At 71.1% G+C, this 16,740-nt stretch carries 13 protein-coding genes; 5 read left to right on the top strand and 8 right to left on the bottom strand.

The window, feature by feature from the left end; all coding sequences use genetic code 11:
• Positions 1 to 15: 15 nt before the first annotated feature.
• On the bottom strand, positions 16 to 1,296 hold the full coding sequence (locus AC1DWR_RS01820) for a glutamate-5-semialdehyde dehydrogenase (protein WP_477623447.1): 1,281 nt from the start codon (positions 1,294 to 1,296) through the stop codon (positions 16 to 18).
• A gap of 89 nt (positions 1,297 to 1,385) precedes the next feature.
• Here AC1DWR_RS01820 and pdxY point away from each other — a divergent pair, with 89 nt between their 5' ends.
• On the top strand, positions 1,386 to 2,237 hold the full coding sequence (gene pdxY / locus AC1DWR_RS01815; RefSeq protein WP_477623446.1) for a pyridoxal kinase PdxY: 852 nt from the start codon (positions 1,386 to 1,388) through the stop codon (positions 2,235 to 2,237).
• Positions 2,238 to 2,258: 21 nt separating this feature from the next.
• Here pdxY and proB read toward each other — a convergent pair whose 3' ends face one another.
• The 6 genes from proB to AC1DWR_RS01785 form a co-directional block, all read right to left on the bottom strand.
• Positions 2,259 to 3,383, bottom strand: a complete 1,125-nt coding sequence (proB, locus tag AC1DWR_RS01810) for a glutamate 5-kinase (RefSeq protein ID WP_477623445.1) — start codon at positions 3,381 to 3,383, stop codon at positions 2,259 to 2,261.
• 10 nt (positions 3,384 to 3,393) lie between these two features.
• Complete coding sequence (gene obgE / locus AC1DWR_RS01805) at positions 3,394 to 4,926, bottom strand: GTPase ObgE (RefSeq protein ID WP_477623444.1); 1,533 nt, start codon at positions 4,924 to 4,926, stop codon at positions 3,394 to 3,396.
• Positions 4,927 to 5,102: 176 nt separating this feature from the next.
• Positions 5,103 to 5,372 carry a 50S ribosomal protein L27 gene (gene rpmA, locus AC1DWR_RS01800; protein WP_179420401.1) on the bottom strand — a complete coding sequence of 90 codons (270 nt, stop codon included), beginning with the start codon at positions 5,370 to 5,372 and terminating at the stop codon, positions 5,103 to 5,105.
• A gap of 36 nt (positions 5,373 to 5,408) precedes the next feature.
• A complete protein-coding gene (rplU, locus tag AC1DWR_RS01795; protein ID WP_140741724.1) occupies positions 5,409 to 5,717 on the bottom strand; it encodes a 50S ribosomal protein L21 in 309 nt (102 codons plus the stop codon).
• A 200-nt stretch (positions 5,718 to 5,917) separates the two neighbouring features.
• Positions 5,918 to 9,127 carry an Rne/Rng family ribonuclease gene (locus AC1DWR_RS01790; RefSeq protein WP_477623443.1) on the bottom strand — a complete coding sequence of 1,070 codons (3,210 nt, stop codon included), beginning with the start codon at positions 9,125 to 9,127 and terminating at the stop codon, positions 5,918 to 5,920.
• A gap of 169 nt (positions 9,128 to 9,296) precedes the next feature.
• Positions 9,297 to 10,049 carry a TIGR03936 family radical SAM-associated protein gene (locus AC1DWR_RS01785; RefSeq protein ID WP_477623442.1) on the bottom strand — a complete coding sequence of 251 codons (753 nt, stop codon included), beginning with the start codon at positions 10,047 to 10,049 and terminating at the stop codon, positions 9,297 to 9,299.
• A gap of 79 nt (positions 10,050 to 10,128) precedes the next feature.
• Between AC1DWR_RS01785 and AC1DWR_RS01780 the strand changes: the two genes are divergently transcribed.
• The 4 genes from AC1DWR_RS01780 (at position 10,129) to AC1DWR_RS01765 (ending at position 14,252) form a co-directional block, all read left to right on the top strand.
• On the top strand, positions 10,129 to 11,106 hold the full coding sequence (locus tag AC1DWR_RS01780) for a phosphotransferase family protein (protein WP_477623441.1): 978 nt from the start codon (positions 10,129 to 10,131) through the stop codon (positions 11,104 to 11,106).
• A complete protein-coding gene (locus tag AC1DWR_RS01775) occupies positions 11,106 to 12,023 on the top strand; it encodes a TIGR03086 family metal-binding protein (protein ID WP_477623440.1) in 918 nt (305 codons plus the stop codon). The genes AC1DWR_RS01780 and AC1DWR_RS01775 overlap by 1 nt, the downstream gene beginning before the upstream one ends.
• Before the next feature lie 79 nt (positions 12,024 to 12,102).
• A complete protein-coding gene (locus AC1DWR_RS01770; protein WP_477623439.1) occupies positions 12,103 to 13,470 on the top strand; it encodes a transaminase in 1,368 nt (455 codons plus the stop codon).
• A gap of 155 nt (positions 13,471 to 13,625) precedes the next feature.
• Positions 13,626 to 14,252 (top strand): hypothetical protein, encoded by a 627-nt coding sequence (locus tag AC1DWR_RS01765; protein ID WP_477623438.1) that lies wholly within the window; start codon positions 13,626 to 13,628, stop codon positions 14,250 to 14,252.
• Between the two features lie 164 nt (positions 14,253 to 14,416).
• Here the strand turns inward: AC1DWR_RS01765 and AC1DWR_RS01760 are convergent, their stop codons facing one another.
• Entirely contained in the window at positions 14,417 to 16,360 is a 1,944-nt protein-coding gene (locus AC1DWR_RS01760) for a S53 family peptidase (protein ID WP_477623437.1), read from the bottom strand.
• Positions 16,361 to 16,740: the final 380 nt, after the last annotated feature.

The following is a 16,740-nucleotide window of genomic DNA, read 5'->3' as shown; positions in this document are numbered from 1 at the left end:
GGACACACCCGAGCGTCAGGCGCGCACCTGTCCGTCGCCCTCGACGATCCACTTGGTCGTGGTGAGCTCCGGCAGGGCCATCGGCCCCCGGGCGTGCAGCTTCTGGGTGGAGATCCCGATCTCCGCGCCGAACCCGAACTCTCCCCCGTCGGTGAACCGCGTCGAGGCGTTCACCATGACGGCAGCGGCGTCGACCTCGCTGGTGAAGCGTCGAGCGGCGGCGCGGTCCTCGGTCACGATCGCCTCGGTGTGCCCGGAGCCGTAGGTGCGGATGTGCTCCATGGCGGCGTCGAGGTCGGGCACCACGCGGACGCTCATCTCCAACGCGAGGTACTCGGTCCCGTAGTCCTCCTCGGTGGCCGCCTGATGGGCCACCCCGGCAGCCTCAGCAGCCGCGCCCGATGCGTCGTCGGTGTGCAGGACCACACCGGCACCTGAGAGCTCGGCCAGGACCTTGGGCAGGAAGTCAGCCGCGACCGCCTGGTGGACCAGCAGCGACTCGGCGGCGTTGCAGACGCTCGGTCGATGGGTCTTGGCGTTGACCGTGATGGCCAGGGCCTTGTCGAGGTCTGCGGCAGCGTCGACGTAGACGTGCACGACGCCCACCCCGGTCTCTATCAGCGGCACCGTGGACTCGGTCACGACGGTCTGGATCAGGCCGGCACCGCCGCGAGGGATGATCAGGTCGACCAGCCCGCGCGCGGTGAGCAGGGCACGCACCGAGTCCCGTCCGCCTTCGAGGAGGGTGATCGCGTCCGCCGGCAGGCCCTGGGCCTCAAGGCCCGCCCGCATCACGTCGACCAGCGCGCGGTTGGTTGACTCGGCGGCCGAGCCTCCCCGGAGGATGACGGCGTTTCCGGACTTCAGGCCCAGCCCGGCGGCGTCGACAGTCACGTTGGGGCGCGCCTCGTAGACCATGCCGACGACGCCCATGGGTACCCGCACCTGGCGGATCTGCAGGCCGTTGGCGAGGGTCGAGCCCCGGACGACCTCCCCCACCGGGTCTGGCAGGGCGGCCACGTCACGCAGCGCCTGGGCCACGGCGGCGACCCGCTGCGGGTCGAGAGCCAGGCGGTCCAGCAGGCCCTGCGGCATACCGGAAGCGCGGCCGCGCTCGAGGTCCTCGGCGTTGGCCGCGACGACGCGGTCGGTTGCGGCGTCGAGGGCATCGGCGAGCGCGTGCAGCGCAGCGTCCTTGTCCGCCCGTGAGAGCAGCGCCAGCCTGCGGGAGGCCGCGCGAGCGGCGCGGGCCGCGGTGGCGACCTGCGCGACGGCGGCGTGGTCGATCTCAGCCATGCCCCAAGGGTATGCCGCGTGGCCACCCCGCCATGCGCCCGTCCAGCAGCCGGGTGGGGACCTTTCCGCCACGCTGGTTGAATGCTGGCGTGAGCATCCTGTCGATCCAGTCCTCGGTCGCCTACGGCCACGTCGGCAACAGCGCCGCCGTCTTCCCCCTCCAGCGGCTGGGGGTCGAGGTCTGGCCCGTCCACACCGTTCACTTCTCGAACCACACGGGTTACGGCGAGTGGCGCGGGCCGTTGCTGCCCGCCGACGACGTCCGCGCAGTCCTGCGGGGCGTCGAGGAGCGTGGCGCGTTCGCCGAGGTCGACGCGGTGCTGTCCGGTTACCAGGGAGGCGAAGACATCGGGGACGTGATCCTCGACGCCGTGGCGCGGGTCAAGGCGGCCAACCCCAGTGCGATCTACGCCTGCGACCCGGTGATGGGCAACGCCAAGAGCGGCTGCTTCGTGCACCCGGCGATCCCGGTGCTGCTGCGCGAGCGCGTGGTCCCGGCCGCCGACCTGATCACGCCCAACCAGTTCGAGCTCGGCTACCTCACGGGCACGCAGCCTCGGACCATCGAGGAGACGCTGGCCTCCGTTGACCTCGCGCGCGACCTGGGTCCGTCGATCGTGCTGGTCACGAGCGTCGAGCGTCCCGACGCCCCCGCCGACACCATCGAGATGATGGCCGTCACCGACGACGGCGCATGGATCGTCCAGACGCCGCGACTGGCCATGAAGGCCAACGGTTCCGGCGATGTCACGGCTGCCCTGTTCACCGCGCACCTGCTGTCGACCGGCGACCCGGCGGTGGCCCTGGCCCGGACGTCGAGCAGCGTGTTCGACCTGCTCCAGAACACCCTCGACTCCGGCGAGCGAGAGCTCCAGCTGGTCCAGTCGCAGGAGACCATCGCCGAGCCGCGACTGCAGTTCGAGGTCAGCCGGCTCCGCTGAGGGCGCCAGGTGAAGACGGTCCTACAGGATGACGAGGTCGTCGCGGTGGACGACCTCACGCTCGTACTCCGGCCCGAGCTCCTTGGCCAGCTCGTGGGTCGAGCGGCCCAGCATGCCGGGCAGCTCGGCAGAGCTGTAGTTGACCAAGCCCCTGCCGACCACGCGCCCCTCGGGAGCACACAGGTCCACGGGGTCGCCGTCGGAGAAGGTGCCCTCGACTCCGGTGATCCCGGCGGGCAGCAGCGACGTACGCCGCTCGGTGACCGCTCGCACTGCCCCCGGGTCGAGCAGCAGCCGGCCCATCGGCGTCGTGGCGTGGGCCAGCCACAGCTTGCGGGAGGTGCGGCGCGAGCCCGTGGGGACGAACACGGTGCCCACGTCCTCGCCGGCCAGCGCCTGCTCGACCTGGGTCGCACTGGTGAGCACGGTCGTGATCCCCGCGGCGTTGGCGATGGAGGCCGCCTCGACCTTGGTGACCATTCCGCCGCTGCCGACGCTCGAACCCGTGCCGCCGATCGCGATCACGTCCAGGCCCGCTCCCCCGACCACGGTCGGCACCCGCTTGGTGCCGGCTCGGCTGGGCGGCCCGTCATACAGGGCGTCCACGTCAGTGAGCAGGACGAGCCCGTCGGCGTGCACGAGGTGGGCCACCAGGGAGGCAAGCCGGTCGTTGTCCCCGAACCGGATCTCGTGGGTGGCCACGGTGTCGTTCTCGTTGACGATGGGCACGATGCCCAGCTCGAGCAACCGGTCGAGGGTGCGCCGTGCGTTGGTGTAGTGCGACCGACGGGTCATGTCGTCGGCCGTCAGGAGCACCTGCCCCACCGTGAGCCCGTGGACACCAAAAGCCCGCTGGTATGCCGCGACGAGGGCTCCCTGCCCCACACTGGCCGCGGCTTGCTGGGTCGCGAGGTCCCAGGGCCGCCTGGTCAGGCCGAGAGGTGCGATGCCCGCGGCGATGGCGCCCGAGGACACCAGCACGACCTGGTGACCGGCGAGGCGTCGCTTGGCGAGCACGTCGACGAGGGCGATGAGCCGCTCCTCGTCGAGCGCCCCTCCCCCGACGTCGGTCAGGCTCGACGAACCGACCTTGACCACGAGGCGCCGGGCGCGGGCCACGTCCCCCCGGCGGTCAGCCGCGCTCATCCCTCGACGCTCATTCCTCGGCGTCCTCGTCCTTCGCCGTGGCCCAGTGACCGGCCCGACGCTCGGCAGCGAGCTCGTCGCGGGCGGCGGTCTTGGCCGCGCGACGGTCGGCGTAGTCGGCCCGCTTGTCGTCGCGGGTGGGACGGGCAGCGTCCTCGAGCCGCAGGTCGGTGCCGCGGGCGCCCAGCAGCTCGGCGCCGGCCACGAGGGTGGGTTCCCAGTCGAAGACGACGGCGTCGTCCTTCGGGCCGATGAGCACGGTGGCTCCGGCGACCGCCCCGGCGGCGAAGAGCGCCTGCTCGACGCCGGCCCGGCCCAGCCGGTCGGCGAGGTAACCCACGGCCTCGTCGTTGGAGAAGTCGGTCTGGCGCACCCAGCGGGTGGGCCGCTCACCGTCGATGCGGAAGACCTCGCCGTCCGGGGTGTTCTCGCGGATGACCTTGAAGCCGGTGTCGTCGACCGACTTGGGCCGGATCACGATGCGCTGCGGGGTGGCCGCGGCTGCGGCCTCGATCTCGGCCCGAGCGGCCTTGACCTGCCGCGCCATGGCGAAGGTCAGCTCACGCAGCCCCGTGTGGGCGACCGCGGACACGACGAACACCTCGATGCCGCGCGCCTCGAGGTCGGGCTTGACCATGTCGGCCAGCTCGTTCGCGTCAGGGACATCGGACTTGTTGAGCACGACCATGCGCGTGCGCTCGGCCAGCGGTCGGCCGCCGAGGGTCGCGTCAGGGACGTACTGGGCGAGCTCGCGCTCGATGACGTCGAGGTCGCTCATCGGGTCGCGGCCGGGCTCGAGGGTCGCGCAGTCGATCACGTGCACCAGGACCGAGCACCGCTCGACGTGGCGCAGGAACTCCAGCCCGAGGCCCTTGCCCTCGCTGGCGCCCGGGATCAGCCCGGGGACGTCGGCGATGGTGAAGCGGGCGTCACCGGCCTGGACGACGCCGAGGTTGGGCACCAGCGTGGTGAACGGGTAGTCCGCGATCTTGGGTCGCGCGGCCGACAGCACCGACACGAGTGAGGACTTCCCTGCAGAGGGGAAGCCGATCAGCGCGACGTCGGCGAGCGACTTGAGCTCGAGGACGATGTCGAGGGTGTCACCGGGCTCACCGAGCAGGGCGAAGCCGGGCGCCTTGCGACGGGCCGACGACAGGGCCTTGTTGCCGAGGCCGCCGCGGCCACCCTTGGCGACGACGAACTCACCGTCGAGCCCGACGAGGTCCATCAGCACCGCCCCGGAGCCGTCCTTGACGACCGTGCCCTCGGGAACGGTCAGCACCAGGTCGCCACCGTCGGCGCCGTTGCGCTCGTCGCCGGCGCCGGGCTTGCCGTTGGTGGCCTTGCGGTGGGGGTGGTGGTGGTAGTCGAGCAGCGTGGTGACGTTGGGGTCGACCCGCAGGATGACGTTGCCGCCCCGTCCGCCGTTGCCGCCGTCGGGGCCTCCGAGCGGCTTGAACTTCTCGCGCTTGACCGAGGCGACTCCGTGTCCGCCGTCGCCGGCGGCGACGTGCAGCACGACGCGGTCGACGAACGTGGTCATGGGGGCTCCTCTGGTCTCAGGCATGAATTCTAGGTGGGACGGGTGGAGGGGGCGGGCCCGTGTCGGGCCCSCCCCCTCCGGTGCGGTGCGTCGCGTGGCCTGGCCACGCGGCATACCGAAGTTTCTGATCTCCTGCTTCGCCCGGAGGTATCTGATCTCCTGCTTCGCCCGGAGGCTCAGCTGGCGTCCGAGGTCTCCAGCGGGACGATGTTGACGACCTTGCGCCGACGCTTCGTGCCGAACTGGACGTTGCCCGCGACGAGCGCGAACAGCGTGTCGTCGCCGCCACGGCCGACGCCGTCACCGGGGTGGAAGTGCGTGCCACGCTGGCGGACGAGGATCTCGCCCGCGTTCACGAGCTGGCCGCCGAAGCGCTTGACGCCGAGGAACTGTGCGTTCGAGTCGCGACCGTTGCGGGTCGAGGACGCACCCTTCTTGTGTGCCATGTCAGTACCTGCCTATGTCTTGTTCTGGTCCGAAACTCAGGCGTCGATCGAGGTGATCTTGACCTGGGTCAGGTGCTGACGGTGGCCCTGACGCTTGCGGTAGCCGGTCTTGTTCTTGTACTTCATGATCGTGATCTTGGGGCCCTTGGCGGCCTTGACGACCTCAGCCTTGACGCTGACCTTGGCGAGCTTGGCAGCGTCGCTGGTCACGGTCGAGCCGTCGACGACGAGCAAGGGGGTCAGGTCGATGCTGTCGCCAGCCTTGCCGCTGACCTTGTCGATGATGAGGACGTCGCCGACGGAAACCTTCTCCTGGCGACCACCAGCGCGAACAATCGCGTACACGTGGAACTCTCTTTCCTACTTCGGGTGGCACGCGCTCTCTGTCTGGACCGGCCGGCAGCTACCCGCGCTGTGACTCAACTCAGCCGCGGACGCCGGATGGTGGGCGCACCAAGGGTGAAGATTACCGGCTAGGGGCCTTGCCGACCAAACCGGCGGTCGTGCGGCACACCGACGGGTGATCCACCGGTATGCCGCACGGCTCAGGCTTGCTCTGCCGTCGCCTCCGCGGAGGGCTCGCCGTCGGCGTCGCCGGCGCCTGCGCGCRGCGGGCCGGCCGGTGCGACGACGCGGCCGCGCTTGCGGCGCTTCGGGGCCAGGGCCACGGGCTCGGGAGCGAGCTCGCGGACCGACTCGGGCTCCGTCAGCGTCTCAGGGACAACCTCAGGGGCAACCTCAGAGGCAGTCTCCGGGACAGCCTGGTCGGGCTGCTCCTGGTCGACGTCCTCGTGCACCTCGACGACCGGTGCATCCTGCCCACCCAGGTCGTCGTGCTCGGGGTGGTCGTGGTCGTCGTCGTGGTGGTGGTGGTCGGCCGACTTCAGGGCCGCCGCGTGCGCGGCTGCGGCGATCTGGGCCGGGGTCGGACCGGAGTGGACCGGCTGCGGCGGGGCCTGCTCCTCAGGGGCCGAGGTGCCGGAGCGTCCGCGACGGCCGCGGCCACTGCGTGAGTTCTGGCCGCTCGAGCCGGCGCCACCCTGACTGCCCCCACCGCTGTCCCGGTTGTCGCGGCTGTCCCGGCCGTCGCCACCGGACGACCGGTCGACCGGGTCGGCGTGCACGATGATCCCGCGTCCACCGCAGTGTTCGCAGGTCTCGGAGAAGACCTCGATGAGGCCCGACCCGACGCGCTTGCGGGTCATCTGGACCAGGCCGAGCGAGGTCACCTCGGCGACCTGGTGCTTGGTCCGGTCCCGGCCCAGGCACTCCAGGAGGCGGCGCACCACGAGGTCGCGGTTGCTCTCCAGGACCATGTCGATGAAGTCGATGACGATGATGCCGCCGATGTCGCGCAGCCGGAGCTGGCGGACGATCTCCTCAGCCGCCTCGATGTTGTTCTTGGTGACGGTCTCCTCGAGGTTGCCCCCCGAGCCGACGAACTTGCCCGTGTTGACGTCGACGACGGTCATGGCTTCCGTGCGGTCGATGACCAGGGAGCCACCCGAGGGCAGCCAGACCTTGCGGTCCATGGCCTTGGCGATCTGCTCGTCCACGCGGTAGTGGGTGAACAGGTCCTCCTCGGACGTCCACTTCTGGAGCCGCTCGGCGAGGTCGGGGGCGACGTCGCCGAGGTAGTCGCTGACCTCGCCGTAGGCCTGGTCGCCGGCGACCACGAGGGAGGTGAAGTCCTCGTTGAAGACGTCGCGGATGACGCGGACCGTGAGGTCCGGCTCGCCGTGGACGAGGGACGGGGACCCGCCCTTGGCCTTGCCCTTGGAGTCGGCCTTGCCCTTGATCTTGTCCCACGTCTTGGTGAGTCGCTCCACGTCGGCGCGCAGCTCCTCCTCGCTCGCCCCTTCGGCGGCCGTGCGCACGATGACGCCGGCGCTGTCCGGCACGACCTCCTTGAGGATGCCCTTGAGGCGGCTGCGCTCGGTGTCGGGGAGCTTGCGGGAGATGCCCGTCATCGAGCCCTCGGGCACGTAGACGAGGTAACGGCCCGGGAGCGAGATCTGGCTGGTCAGCCTGGCGCCCTTGTGACCGATCGGGTCCTTGGTGACCTGCACGAGAACGGTGTCACCGGACTTGAGGGCGTTCTCGATGCGCTTGGGCTGGTTGTTCTCCAGCCCCGCGGCATCCCAGTTGACCTCACCGGCGTACAGCACGGCGTTGCGGCCCTTGCCGATGTCGACGAAGGCAGCCTCCATGGACGGGAGCACGTTCTGGACCCGGCCGAGGTAGACGTTGCCCGCCATCGAGGCGTTGCTCTCGCGCGACACGTAGTGCTCGACGAGGACGTTGTCCTCGAGCACGCCGATCTGGGTGCGGCCCTCACGCTCGCGGACGACCATGACTCGCTCGACGCTCTCGCGACGGGCGAGGAACTCGGCCTCGGTGATGATCGTGCGACGACGGCCGGCCTCGCGGCCCTCGCGGCGACGCTGCTTCTTGGCCTCGAGGCGGGTCGAGCCCTTCACGCTCTGCGGCTCGTCGCGGCGGGACTCGCGCACGCGGGTCACGGTGCCGGGCGGGTCGTCCCCCTCGGCCGAGGAACCACTGCGGCGACGGCGACGACGACGACGGCTTGACGACGCGTCGCCGTCACCACCCTGGTCGTCGAGGGCATCGGAGTCGGGGCCCTCGGAGGAGGGCTCGTCGTCGTCCTCAGAGGAAACAGCGGCGTCGGCGTCGCCCTGACCTCGGCCACGGCCGCGGCCCTTGCCGCCACGGCGGCGCCGGCGGCGACCGCCCTCGGAGTCGTCGTCGCCTGCGTGGCCGTCCCCACCCTGGTCGGCCTGCGCGGCGTCCTCGGTGCGTTCGGCGGTGTCGGCGTCCTCGCGGGCGGTTGCGTCGCCCTGGGCGCCGCCCTGCTGCCTGGCCCCACGGCCGCGGCGGCGGCGCGGTGCGGGTGCGTCCTGCACCTCGCCGACCTCGGCCGCGCCATCGGCCTGCTCTGCCTCGCCTGTCGTGTCCTGCTCGACGACCGGGGCTGCCTCCGTGACCTGCGGCGGTCCCGCCGCCTTGGTGGCCGCGCGGCGGCGCGTCGGCCGGGCCGCTGCCGGGTCCGGCGCCTGGAACACCACGCCGAAGCTCGGCACGGCAGCGGCAGTCGCTGCGGCCTCGTCCTCGGAAGTCTCGTCCTCGGGCGTCTCGCCCTCGGTGGCCTCGGTGGCCTCGGCGTCGATCGTCTCGTCGTTGATCGTCTCGTCGAGCGCCGGCTCTGCCGTGGCGCGGGTGGCCCGACGCGACCTCGTCCTGCGGGCGGCGGTGGCAGGCTCGGCGTCCACCGCGGTCGGGTCGGTGGTCTCGTCGATGGTCTCGCCGATGGCCGTCCCGTCGACGGCGGGCTCCACGTCGGCGGCAAGGGAGTCGGCGGTGGCCTTGGCGGCCTTCTTGGGAGCCGCCTTCTTCGCGGTGGCCTTCTTCGCAGTCTTCTTGGTGGCCGACTTGGTGGCGGCCTTCCTCGCCGCGACGGGAGCTTCGGTCGTGTCGGCGGCATCCGTCTCGGTGGAGCCGAGGGCAGCGTCCAGGGCCAGGACGTCCTGCGCGACGACGGCTGCGCCCGAGTCGGTGACCTCGACAGCTTCCGGTGCGGACGCCTTCTTGGTCGCCCGTCGTGCACGCTTGCGGGCTGGTGCCGGGGCGCTGACGCCAGCGTCCGCAGCAGGCTCCTGCGCGGAGGTACCCGAGGTGTCTGGGCCCTCTGAGGTGCCTGAGGAGTCTGATGTGAACAGGTCTTCGTTGGAGGCCATTCGGCGCCCTTCCGTCACCCACGGGCGAAGGCCACACCGAGAGTCCCGGAGGACTCTCCCATCGGCCACGTGGTGCGCGGTGTTGCGTCGTGTCGGTGGCGGGTGCCGTCGACACGGAAGTCGGGTGGGCTACGCCCGTCAAGGCTCGCGCAGGTCGCGCGGCACCAGGTCAGGCGCCGTCGTCGTTCTTGTCGGCAGCCAGTGGATCAGCCACCCCAGCGGTTGCGGGTCGCAGCGGGCCTTGCGCCAGTCGGGTCACCAGGGGTGGTGTCGGTGGCGTGAGCTCCGTGGCTGCTCGCAGCGCGGTCAGGACGTCGTCGGGGCGTACGGCCGGTGTGGTGTGCCGTACAACCACCCGCAGTATCGCACAGTCGGGGCGCTGCGACGGCTCCGTGGTCATCGACACGACGGCCGATCTCACGTCGAAGGTCTTCGGACCGGTCTTGAAGGTGCGGGTGACCTCGACCCGGTCGAGCGCGAGGAGCTGGTCGGCGGCCTGCTGGAGCTGCTCGACGGTGAGCCCCGGGAAGTCCATCACCCAGTCGCTGCCCTGGAGCCGGTCCGCGAGCGCACCGGGGGCCGCTTCGACCACTTCGAGCACGTCCAACCCCTCGGGCAGCGCCTCGTCGAGGGCCCGACGCACGGACTCGGGGTCGACCCTCTCGGTCACCGAGATCTCGAAGTACTCGGCCTCGCTGGCGGTCCCGGTGGGCGCCGCGTTCGCGTAGCTGATCTTCGGGTGCGGGTGGAAGCCGGCCGAGAACGCCATCGGCACCCCCGCACGGCGCAGGGCACGCTCGAGGGCACGCTGGAAGTCACGGGTGGAGGAGAACCGCAGCCGACCCCGCTTCGCGTACCGGATCCGCAGCTTCTGCACCGCCAGGGCGGGTGGGGGTCCTTCGGGAACGCGCTGCCTGGCCATGGGGCAAGCCTAGGCACCGGCTCCTGAGTGGCTCCATCGGGCCATGGTGGGCGGCTGCGCTCCGTGCCACGGTGGACTCGTGGCAGCGGGCGACGTCCTGAGCGACGTCGTGGAACGCACAGTGGTCTCGGACCACGTGGGCAAGTCGGGAGTGGGGCTCGAGCGGGTCCGGCTCCGGGACGGGCGTGCGCTCGTGGTCAAGCGGGTCGACCCCCGACACGACGTGACCCTGGCCATGACGGGCGGTGGGCCCTCCCCGGAGTACGTCCTGTGGCGCGACGGCGCCTTCGACCGGCTGCCCTCGGGCGTCGGTCACGCCGTGGTGGACGGCTGGGTCGAGGGTGACAGCACGGTCCTGGTGCTGCGGGACCTCGGCGACCGCGTCCTGACGTGGGAGGACCGGCTCTCGGCCGAGCGGGCCGCACAGACGATGACCGCAGTCGCCTCCCTCCACCGTGCCTTTCTCGGCCAGGCGCCGCCCGGACTGGCTCAGCTCGACCTCGTCGTGACGCTGTTCACCCCGCGACGCGTCCGGGAGGCCCGGGTCGCCGAGGTCGAGCTCATGCGGCTGGCGCTGCGCGGATGGGAGCTGTTCGCCGATGCCGTCCCGCCCGACGTCGCTGACCCCGTGCTCCGCCTGCTCGACGACCCCACCCCGCTCGTCACCGCCCTGCACCGTTCGCCGTCGACGTTGGCCCACGGTGACCTGGCCACGGTCAACATGGCGTTCGAGGGAGACGACCTGGTCCTCCTGGACTGGGCGATGGCGACGCAGGGACCGGGAGCCCTCGACATCGCCAGGTTCGTCGCCGGGTGCTCCTCGGTCGTCGAGGCGACGAGGGAGGACCTGATCGGCTGGTATCGGGCAGCGGCCGGCGAGGCGTGCGACGACCGGACCATGCACCTCGGGCTCCTGTCGGCCATGGTCTGGCTGGGGTGGAACAAGGCGCTCGACGCGGTCGAGCACCCGGACCGGGCGATCCGGGCCCGGGAGAGGACGGACCTCGACTGGTGGGTACGGGCCACCAGAACGGCACTGCAGAGCGGAGCTATCTGATGGACCTCAACACGCTGTACCACCGCACGGTGGAGCGCTGGGCCGACGTCGTCGTCGCGGTCCGCGACGACCAGTGGGACTCCCCCACCCCCTGCAGCGAGTGGAGCGTGCGGGACCTGGTCAACCACGTGACGTCGGAGGACCTGTGGACCGCTGCCCTCATGGAGGGCGGCACGATCCAGGAGGTGGGCGACCGCCTCGACGGCGACCTGCTCGGCGACGAGCCGGTGGCGCGGTCGATCGATGCGGCGAAGGCAGCCACCACGTCCGTCGCCGAGCGGCTCCCCCGGGGCGGCACGGTTCCCCTGTCCTTCGGCGACACCGACGTCGCCGAGTACGTCTGGCAACTCGCCTCGGACCACCTCATCCACTCCTGGGACCTGTCGGCGGCGACCGGGACGGACCGGCGGCTCGACCCGACCCTCGTGGCGGGCGTGGCCGGCTGGTTCGCCGAGCGCGAGGAGGCCTACCGCAGCGTCGGCGCCGTGGCGCCACGGGCCATCTCCCACGGCGGGTCCCAGGCCGACCTGCTCGCCACCTTCGGACGCGACTCGGAGTGGGGCCCCAACCATGCCTGCGCCGCACGCTTCCTGCGGGCGTTCGGGAACGGGGACATGGACGCGGCCCTGCTGGAGATGACGCCGGACTGCCTGTTCGAGGCCACGGGGCCGGCGCCGGACGGGGTCCGCCACGAGGGGGCCGATGCCGTGCGCGCCGTGTGGACCCAGATGTTCGCCGAGACGACGGACCCTGTCTTCACGACCGAGGAGCAGTTCGTCGCAGGTGACCGGGCGCTGTTCCGCTGGTCCTACGCCTGGACGAACGACGATGGCACGCCGGGCCACGTCCGCGGCGTGGACGTCGTCCGCTTCCGCGACGGGCTCATCTGCGAAAAGTTGTCGTACGTCAAGGGCTGACCACGCACCGCTGACTACGCACCGCAACGGAATCCGCACTCGCCTGCGACCGGCCCGCCCGGGGTCCTAGCGTGGCCGCATGGCCCACCTCGACCGCGCCCGGCTCACCGCGCTCCTCAACCGCGAGCAGGCGGCATACACCGACAACCACCCCCGCAGCAGCGCCTTGTTCGAGGAGGCCGACAACCTCTTCGGCCGCGTGCCGATGACCTGGATGAACATGTGGTCCGGCGGATTCCCGCTCTACCTCGACCGCGCGACCGGCAACCGGGTCACCGACGTCGACGGCCACACCTACGTCGACTTCGCCCTCGGCGACACGGGTGCGATGGCCGGCCACTCCCCTGCCGCGACCGTGGCCGCCGTGCAGCGCCGGGCCGGCGACCTGGGCGGCATCACCACGATGCTCCCGACCGCGGACGCCCAGTGGGTGGGCGCCGAGCTGGAGCGACGCTTCGGTATGCCGTTGTGGAGCTTCACGCTGTCCGCGACCGACGCGAACCGCTGGGCGATCCGGCTGGCACGGCTCGCCACCGGCCGGCCCAAGGTGCTGGTGTTCGCCTACTGCTACCACGGCTCGGTGGACGAGGCGTTCGCCCTGCCCGGCCCCGAGGGCAAGGCGCAGAGTCGCCCCGGCAACGTCGCTCCCCCGGTCGACCTCGACCTCACGACCCGCGTCGCGACCTGGAACGACCTCGCGTCGGTCGAGGCAGCGCTGGCCCACGGCGACGTCGCCGCGATCCTCACCGAGCCCGCCCTGACCAACATCGGGATCGTGCTGCCCGGCGAGGGATTCCTGGCCGGGCTCCGCGAGCTCGCCACCCGGTACGGCGCCCTGTTGATGATCGACGAGACGCACACGTTCTCGGCCGGGTGGGGTGGCGCGACCCGTGAGTGGCACCTGGAGCCGGACATCTTGGTCATCGGCAAGTCGATCGGTGGCGGGATCCCTTGTGGCGCCTACGGGATCTCCCGAGAGGTCGCCGACGCGGTCACCCGCCACACCGATGCCGGCGAGGCCGACATCGTCGACGTGGGTGGCGTCGGCGGCACGCTGGCGGGCAACGCCCTGTCGACGGCGGCGATGCGGGCCACGCTCGCGGAGGTGCTCACGCCCGACGCGTTCAGCCACATGACCGAGCTGGCGACGGCCTTCACCGCCGGCGTCCAGGCGACACTCGACGAGCTCGACGTCCCCTGGTCGATCAGCCAGCTCGGCGCCAGGGCGGAGTACCGTTTCGCGCGTCCCGCACCCGGTAGCGGTGAAGAGTCCGCAGCGGCCGCCGACGACGTGCTCGATGCCTACCTGCACCTCGCGATGTGCAACCGGGGCATCCTCATGACGCCGTTCCACAACATGGCCCTGATGTGCCCCGAGACGAGCCGGGCGGACGTCGACCTGCACACCGCGACCTTCCGCGAGGTCGTGGGGGCACTCTTCGCGTGACCTCGGTCCTCGCGCAGGGCTGTCGGCCAGTGCCTGGCCGACCGCTCGGCGCACAGCCCGGATTGTCTGGTGACGTGGCAGCGGCCCCGGCGTAACTTCGTCAGGTGGACCACTTCAGTGGGAAGCGGCCCCTGCAGAGAGCGGAGGGTTTCGAGGTGTTCATCCAGATCATCCAGGGAAAGTGTCGGGACGCGGACCGAATGCACCAGCTGACCGATGAGTGGCGAGAGCAGCTGGGACCGACGGCCGAGGGCTGGCTCGGGGGGACCTACGGCATCACTGACGACAACGAGTTCGTGGGCGTGGTCCGGTTCGAGAGCCGGGAGGCCGCTGCGAGGAACTCCACCAGGCGCGAGCAGGGTGAGTGGTTCACCAAGATGCAGGAGTGCTTCGACGGCGACGTCACCTTCCACGACTGCGACAACGCGCAGATGTTCCTGAACGGCGGTTCCGACGACGCGGGCTTCGTGCAGGTCATGCAGGGCCGGCTCAGTGACACCGAGCGGTTCCGGCGCTTCATGGACCAGCCGATGGACATGCTCCAGGAGCAGCGTCCCGAGATCATCGGCGGCACCATCGCGATCGACGAGGACGGCTTCTTCACCGAGACCATCGCGTTCCGGAGCGAGGAGGAGGCCCGCGTCGGCGAGAAGAAGGAGATGCCCGAGGACCGTCGTCGCGAGTTCGAGGACGAGATGGCCCAGGTGAGGGACATGCGCTACCTCGACCTGCACTCCCCGTGGTTCGCCAGCGCACCAGCCGGCGGGATGTCGATGAGCTGACCGGCTTGCCGACCCTCCCTCCCCCGTGCGGAACGTACGCCGCCCGCCCACCTCAGGCGCTGAGCCTGGGTGAGCGGGCGGCATACCCTGACCCTCTCCGCACGAGGAGCCAGGGGGTGGCGCCGACGAGAGGGTGAAGGGGCCCCACCCGCCGGCGCGCGCGGTCAGGAGGAAGCGACCGCGTTCAACCACGCCTGTCCGTTGGGGACCCCGACGCCGGTGACGTCGTCGTACCCGGGGCGGACGTGGATGGTCAGGGCGTCATCACGGTCGAAGTAGCGAGCGCTGTAGACGTAGCCGTCGCCGGCGTCGACGCCGTTGACGTAGTCGGAGCGAACGTCACCGGGGTAGGCCGCGATGTCGGACTTGGTGATGTCGATGCTGGTGCTGCGGGCTCCGTAGAGCACCGGGTTGGCGAGACCGAACGCGTGACCCGCCTTCTGCTGGGCCAGCGCGAACATGCCCGCGTAGAGCGGCGAGGCGAGCGAGGTGCCGCCGATGCGGTACTCGGAGTACTGCTGCGACCCGTCCGGGAAGGTCTGGGTCTCACCGACGAGCATGCCGGTGTTGGGGTCTCCGAGGGCCGCGACGTCGGGCACCGAGCGCATCGCGCCGCCACCGTAGGTCTGCGAGATGGCCGCAGGGACCACACCCGCCTGGTAGGAAGGCTGGGCGAACAGCCGCGAGGTGCCGCCGCCGCTGCCGTAGAGGAACGCCGGGGTGTTCCACGTCGTGGTGGTCTTGTTCAGCGTGCCCTTGGCGGTCTCCCAGCCGAGCTCGAAGACTCGACCGTTGGCCTGGGACACGCCGGCGCTGGTGCCGCCCACCGCCGTGACGTAGGGGCTCGAGGCCGGCCAGTCCGGGCTGGGGGTGGCGCCCGCGACCCCGCCGGTCTCGTCGCCGCTGTCGCCGGAGGAGAAGAACAGCGTCATGCCCTCTGCGGCCGCCTGGATCTGGGTGTCCAACGACGGCTTGATGGTGCCGGCCGGGAGTGCTTCGCCGCCGTAGCCGTAGGAGTTGCTGACGATGTCGGCGAGGTGCTTGTCCACCACCTTGTTCATGATCGCGTCCATGTCGCGGTAGTTGTTCGGGGCGCCGATGTAGGTGATGTCGGCTCCCGGAGCCATGGTGTGGACAGCCTCGACGTCGAGGGTCTCCTCACCGGCCCAGCCCTGGGGGTCCTGCCTGGGGTTCTCGGGACGGTTGTAGGTGCCCGGCGCCACGACCTGGGTGAAGTGACCGTTGAGGGACGGCAGCCCGTGGGCGGCCGAGTAGGTGTTGGCGTCCTGGAGGATCGTCGGCGACGCGTAGGCGTCGATGATGCCGACCGTGACTCCCCGGCCGTCGTTGCCGGAGCCGATCGCCCCGGTCATGCCGTACAGGCCCTGGAGCTGCGCCCCGGCATACCCCTTGGGCGCGAAGGCGCTCGGGGAGGCCGGCAGGGCGGTGCCGTCCGGCGTCGGGGTGTTCTGCACCGTCTTCTCGCCCCAGTAGGCGCTGGTCGGCTCGGCGTTGCGGAACAGGTCCGGTCCCGGGGTGACCTTGTCCTCGTGGGCCAGGGTCTGCGACTCGTCGAGCCCGACGACGCCCTCGACGGCGGTCAGGCTCGCCGGGACCTTGAGCGCCGAGGCGTTGGCGCGCACCACCTTGCCCTCGGTGCGGTACTCCGCGAAGGAGGTGTCGAAGGCGGCGGCCGCCTGGGCAAGCGTGCCGGTGGCCTCGACGTACTTGCGGTTGTCGGGGGTCGTGCCGATCGAGAAGCCCTGGCTCTTCAGCCACGCCGAGACGCTGTTCACGTCGGCCTGCACGGGCGAGAACTGGGCGCGGAACTGCGCCGGGGTCAGGAACTTCTTGTAGTTGGCGCTGCCGGGGGTCGAGACGGAGCTGGCGTATGCCGCGGCCGCGTCACCTCCGCGGTAGTTGAGGTAGACGCGGAACGTGACCTGCTGGGTGCCGTCGGTGCTGGCGGCGCGGTTCTTCGCGACGGCCCAGGACGGGACGCTGCCGGGCAGGGCGTGAGGTCCCGACGTCGCAGCCAGGGCGGATCCGGCGGTTGCGGCAGTGACCAGTGCGGCTGCGCCCAGTGCGGCGCAGGCGGTTCTCGACATTCGTGACATCAGACCTCCGGGACGAGTGGCCCGGGGCAGCCGGGTCTCGGCCGCCCGCAGGTGGAGCGGTCTCATTCGACACCGGGGGTTCGTCCCTGCCCGATGACAAATGTCACCGGTTTCATGTGAGTTCCCTGAGAGCCCTGTGGTGCGAGGGGCCGGCTTGGCCGTGAATCGCCGGATTGCCTGCTTCCTCCAGCACATTCGGCGTGCTTCCACCTGCGCCTGGTGGCGGTGCTGCTCGACGCCGGGCCGTCCTAGCGTGGGAGACCGGCACCGACCGACAGTGCCCGACGACCCCAGCGTCCTCCGAACCCCCTGCTGGCGGGAGCTCCCCTGACGACGGAGCCGCGGTTTACACCGCCGGCGATGCCGACCCG

It is taken from the genome of Pedococcus sp. P2_E2, assembly GCF_056403955.1.
This window is presented reverse-complemented; position numbering and strand designations above follow the sequence as displayed.

Bases quoted from the DNA above. Each gene is read 5' to 3' on its own strand.
- AC1DWR_RS01820 (WP_477623447.1), bottom strand. From the start codon at position 1,296: ATGGCTGAGATCGACCACGCCGCCGTCGCGCAGGTCGCCACCGCGGCC.
- proB (WP_477623445.1), bottom strand. From the start codon at position 3,383: ATGAGCGCGGCTGACCGCCGGGGGGACGTGGCCCGCGCCCGGCGCCTC.
- obgE (WP_477623444.1), bottom strand. From the start codon at position 4,926: ATGACCACGTTCGTCGACCGCGTCGTGCTGCACGTCGCCGCCGGCGAC.
- rpmA (WP_179420401.1), bottom strand. From the start codon at position 5,372: ATGGCACACAAGAAGGGTGCGTCCTCGACCCGCAACGGTCGCGACTCG.
- AC1DWR_RS01785 (WP_477623442.1), bottom strand. From the start codon at position 10,049: ATGGCCAGGCAGCGCGTTCCCGAAGGACCCCCACCCGCCCTGGCGGTG.
- AC1DWR_RS01775 (WP_477623440.1), top strand. From the start codon at position 11,106: ATGGACCTCAACACGCTGTACCACCGCACGGTGGAGCGCTGGGCCGAC.
- AC1DWR_RS01770 (WP_477623439.1), top strand. From the start codon at position 12,103: ATGGCCCACCTCGACCGCGCCCGGCTCACCGCGCTCCTCAACCGCGAG.
- AC1DWR_RS01760 (WP_477623437.1), bottom strand. From the start codon at position 16,360: ATGTCGAGAACCGCCTGCGCCGCACTGGGCGCAGCCGCACTGGTCACT.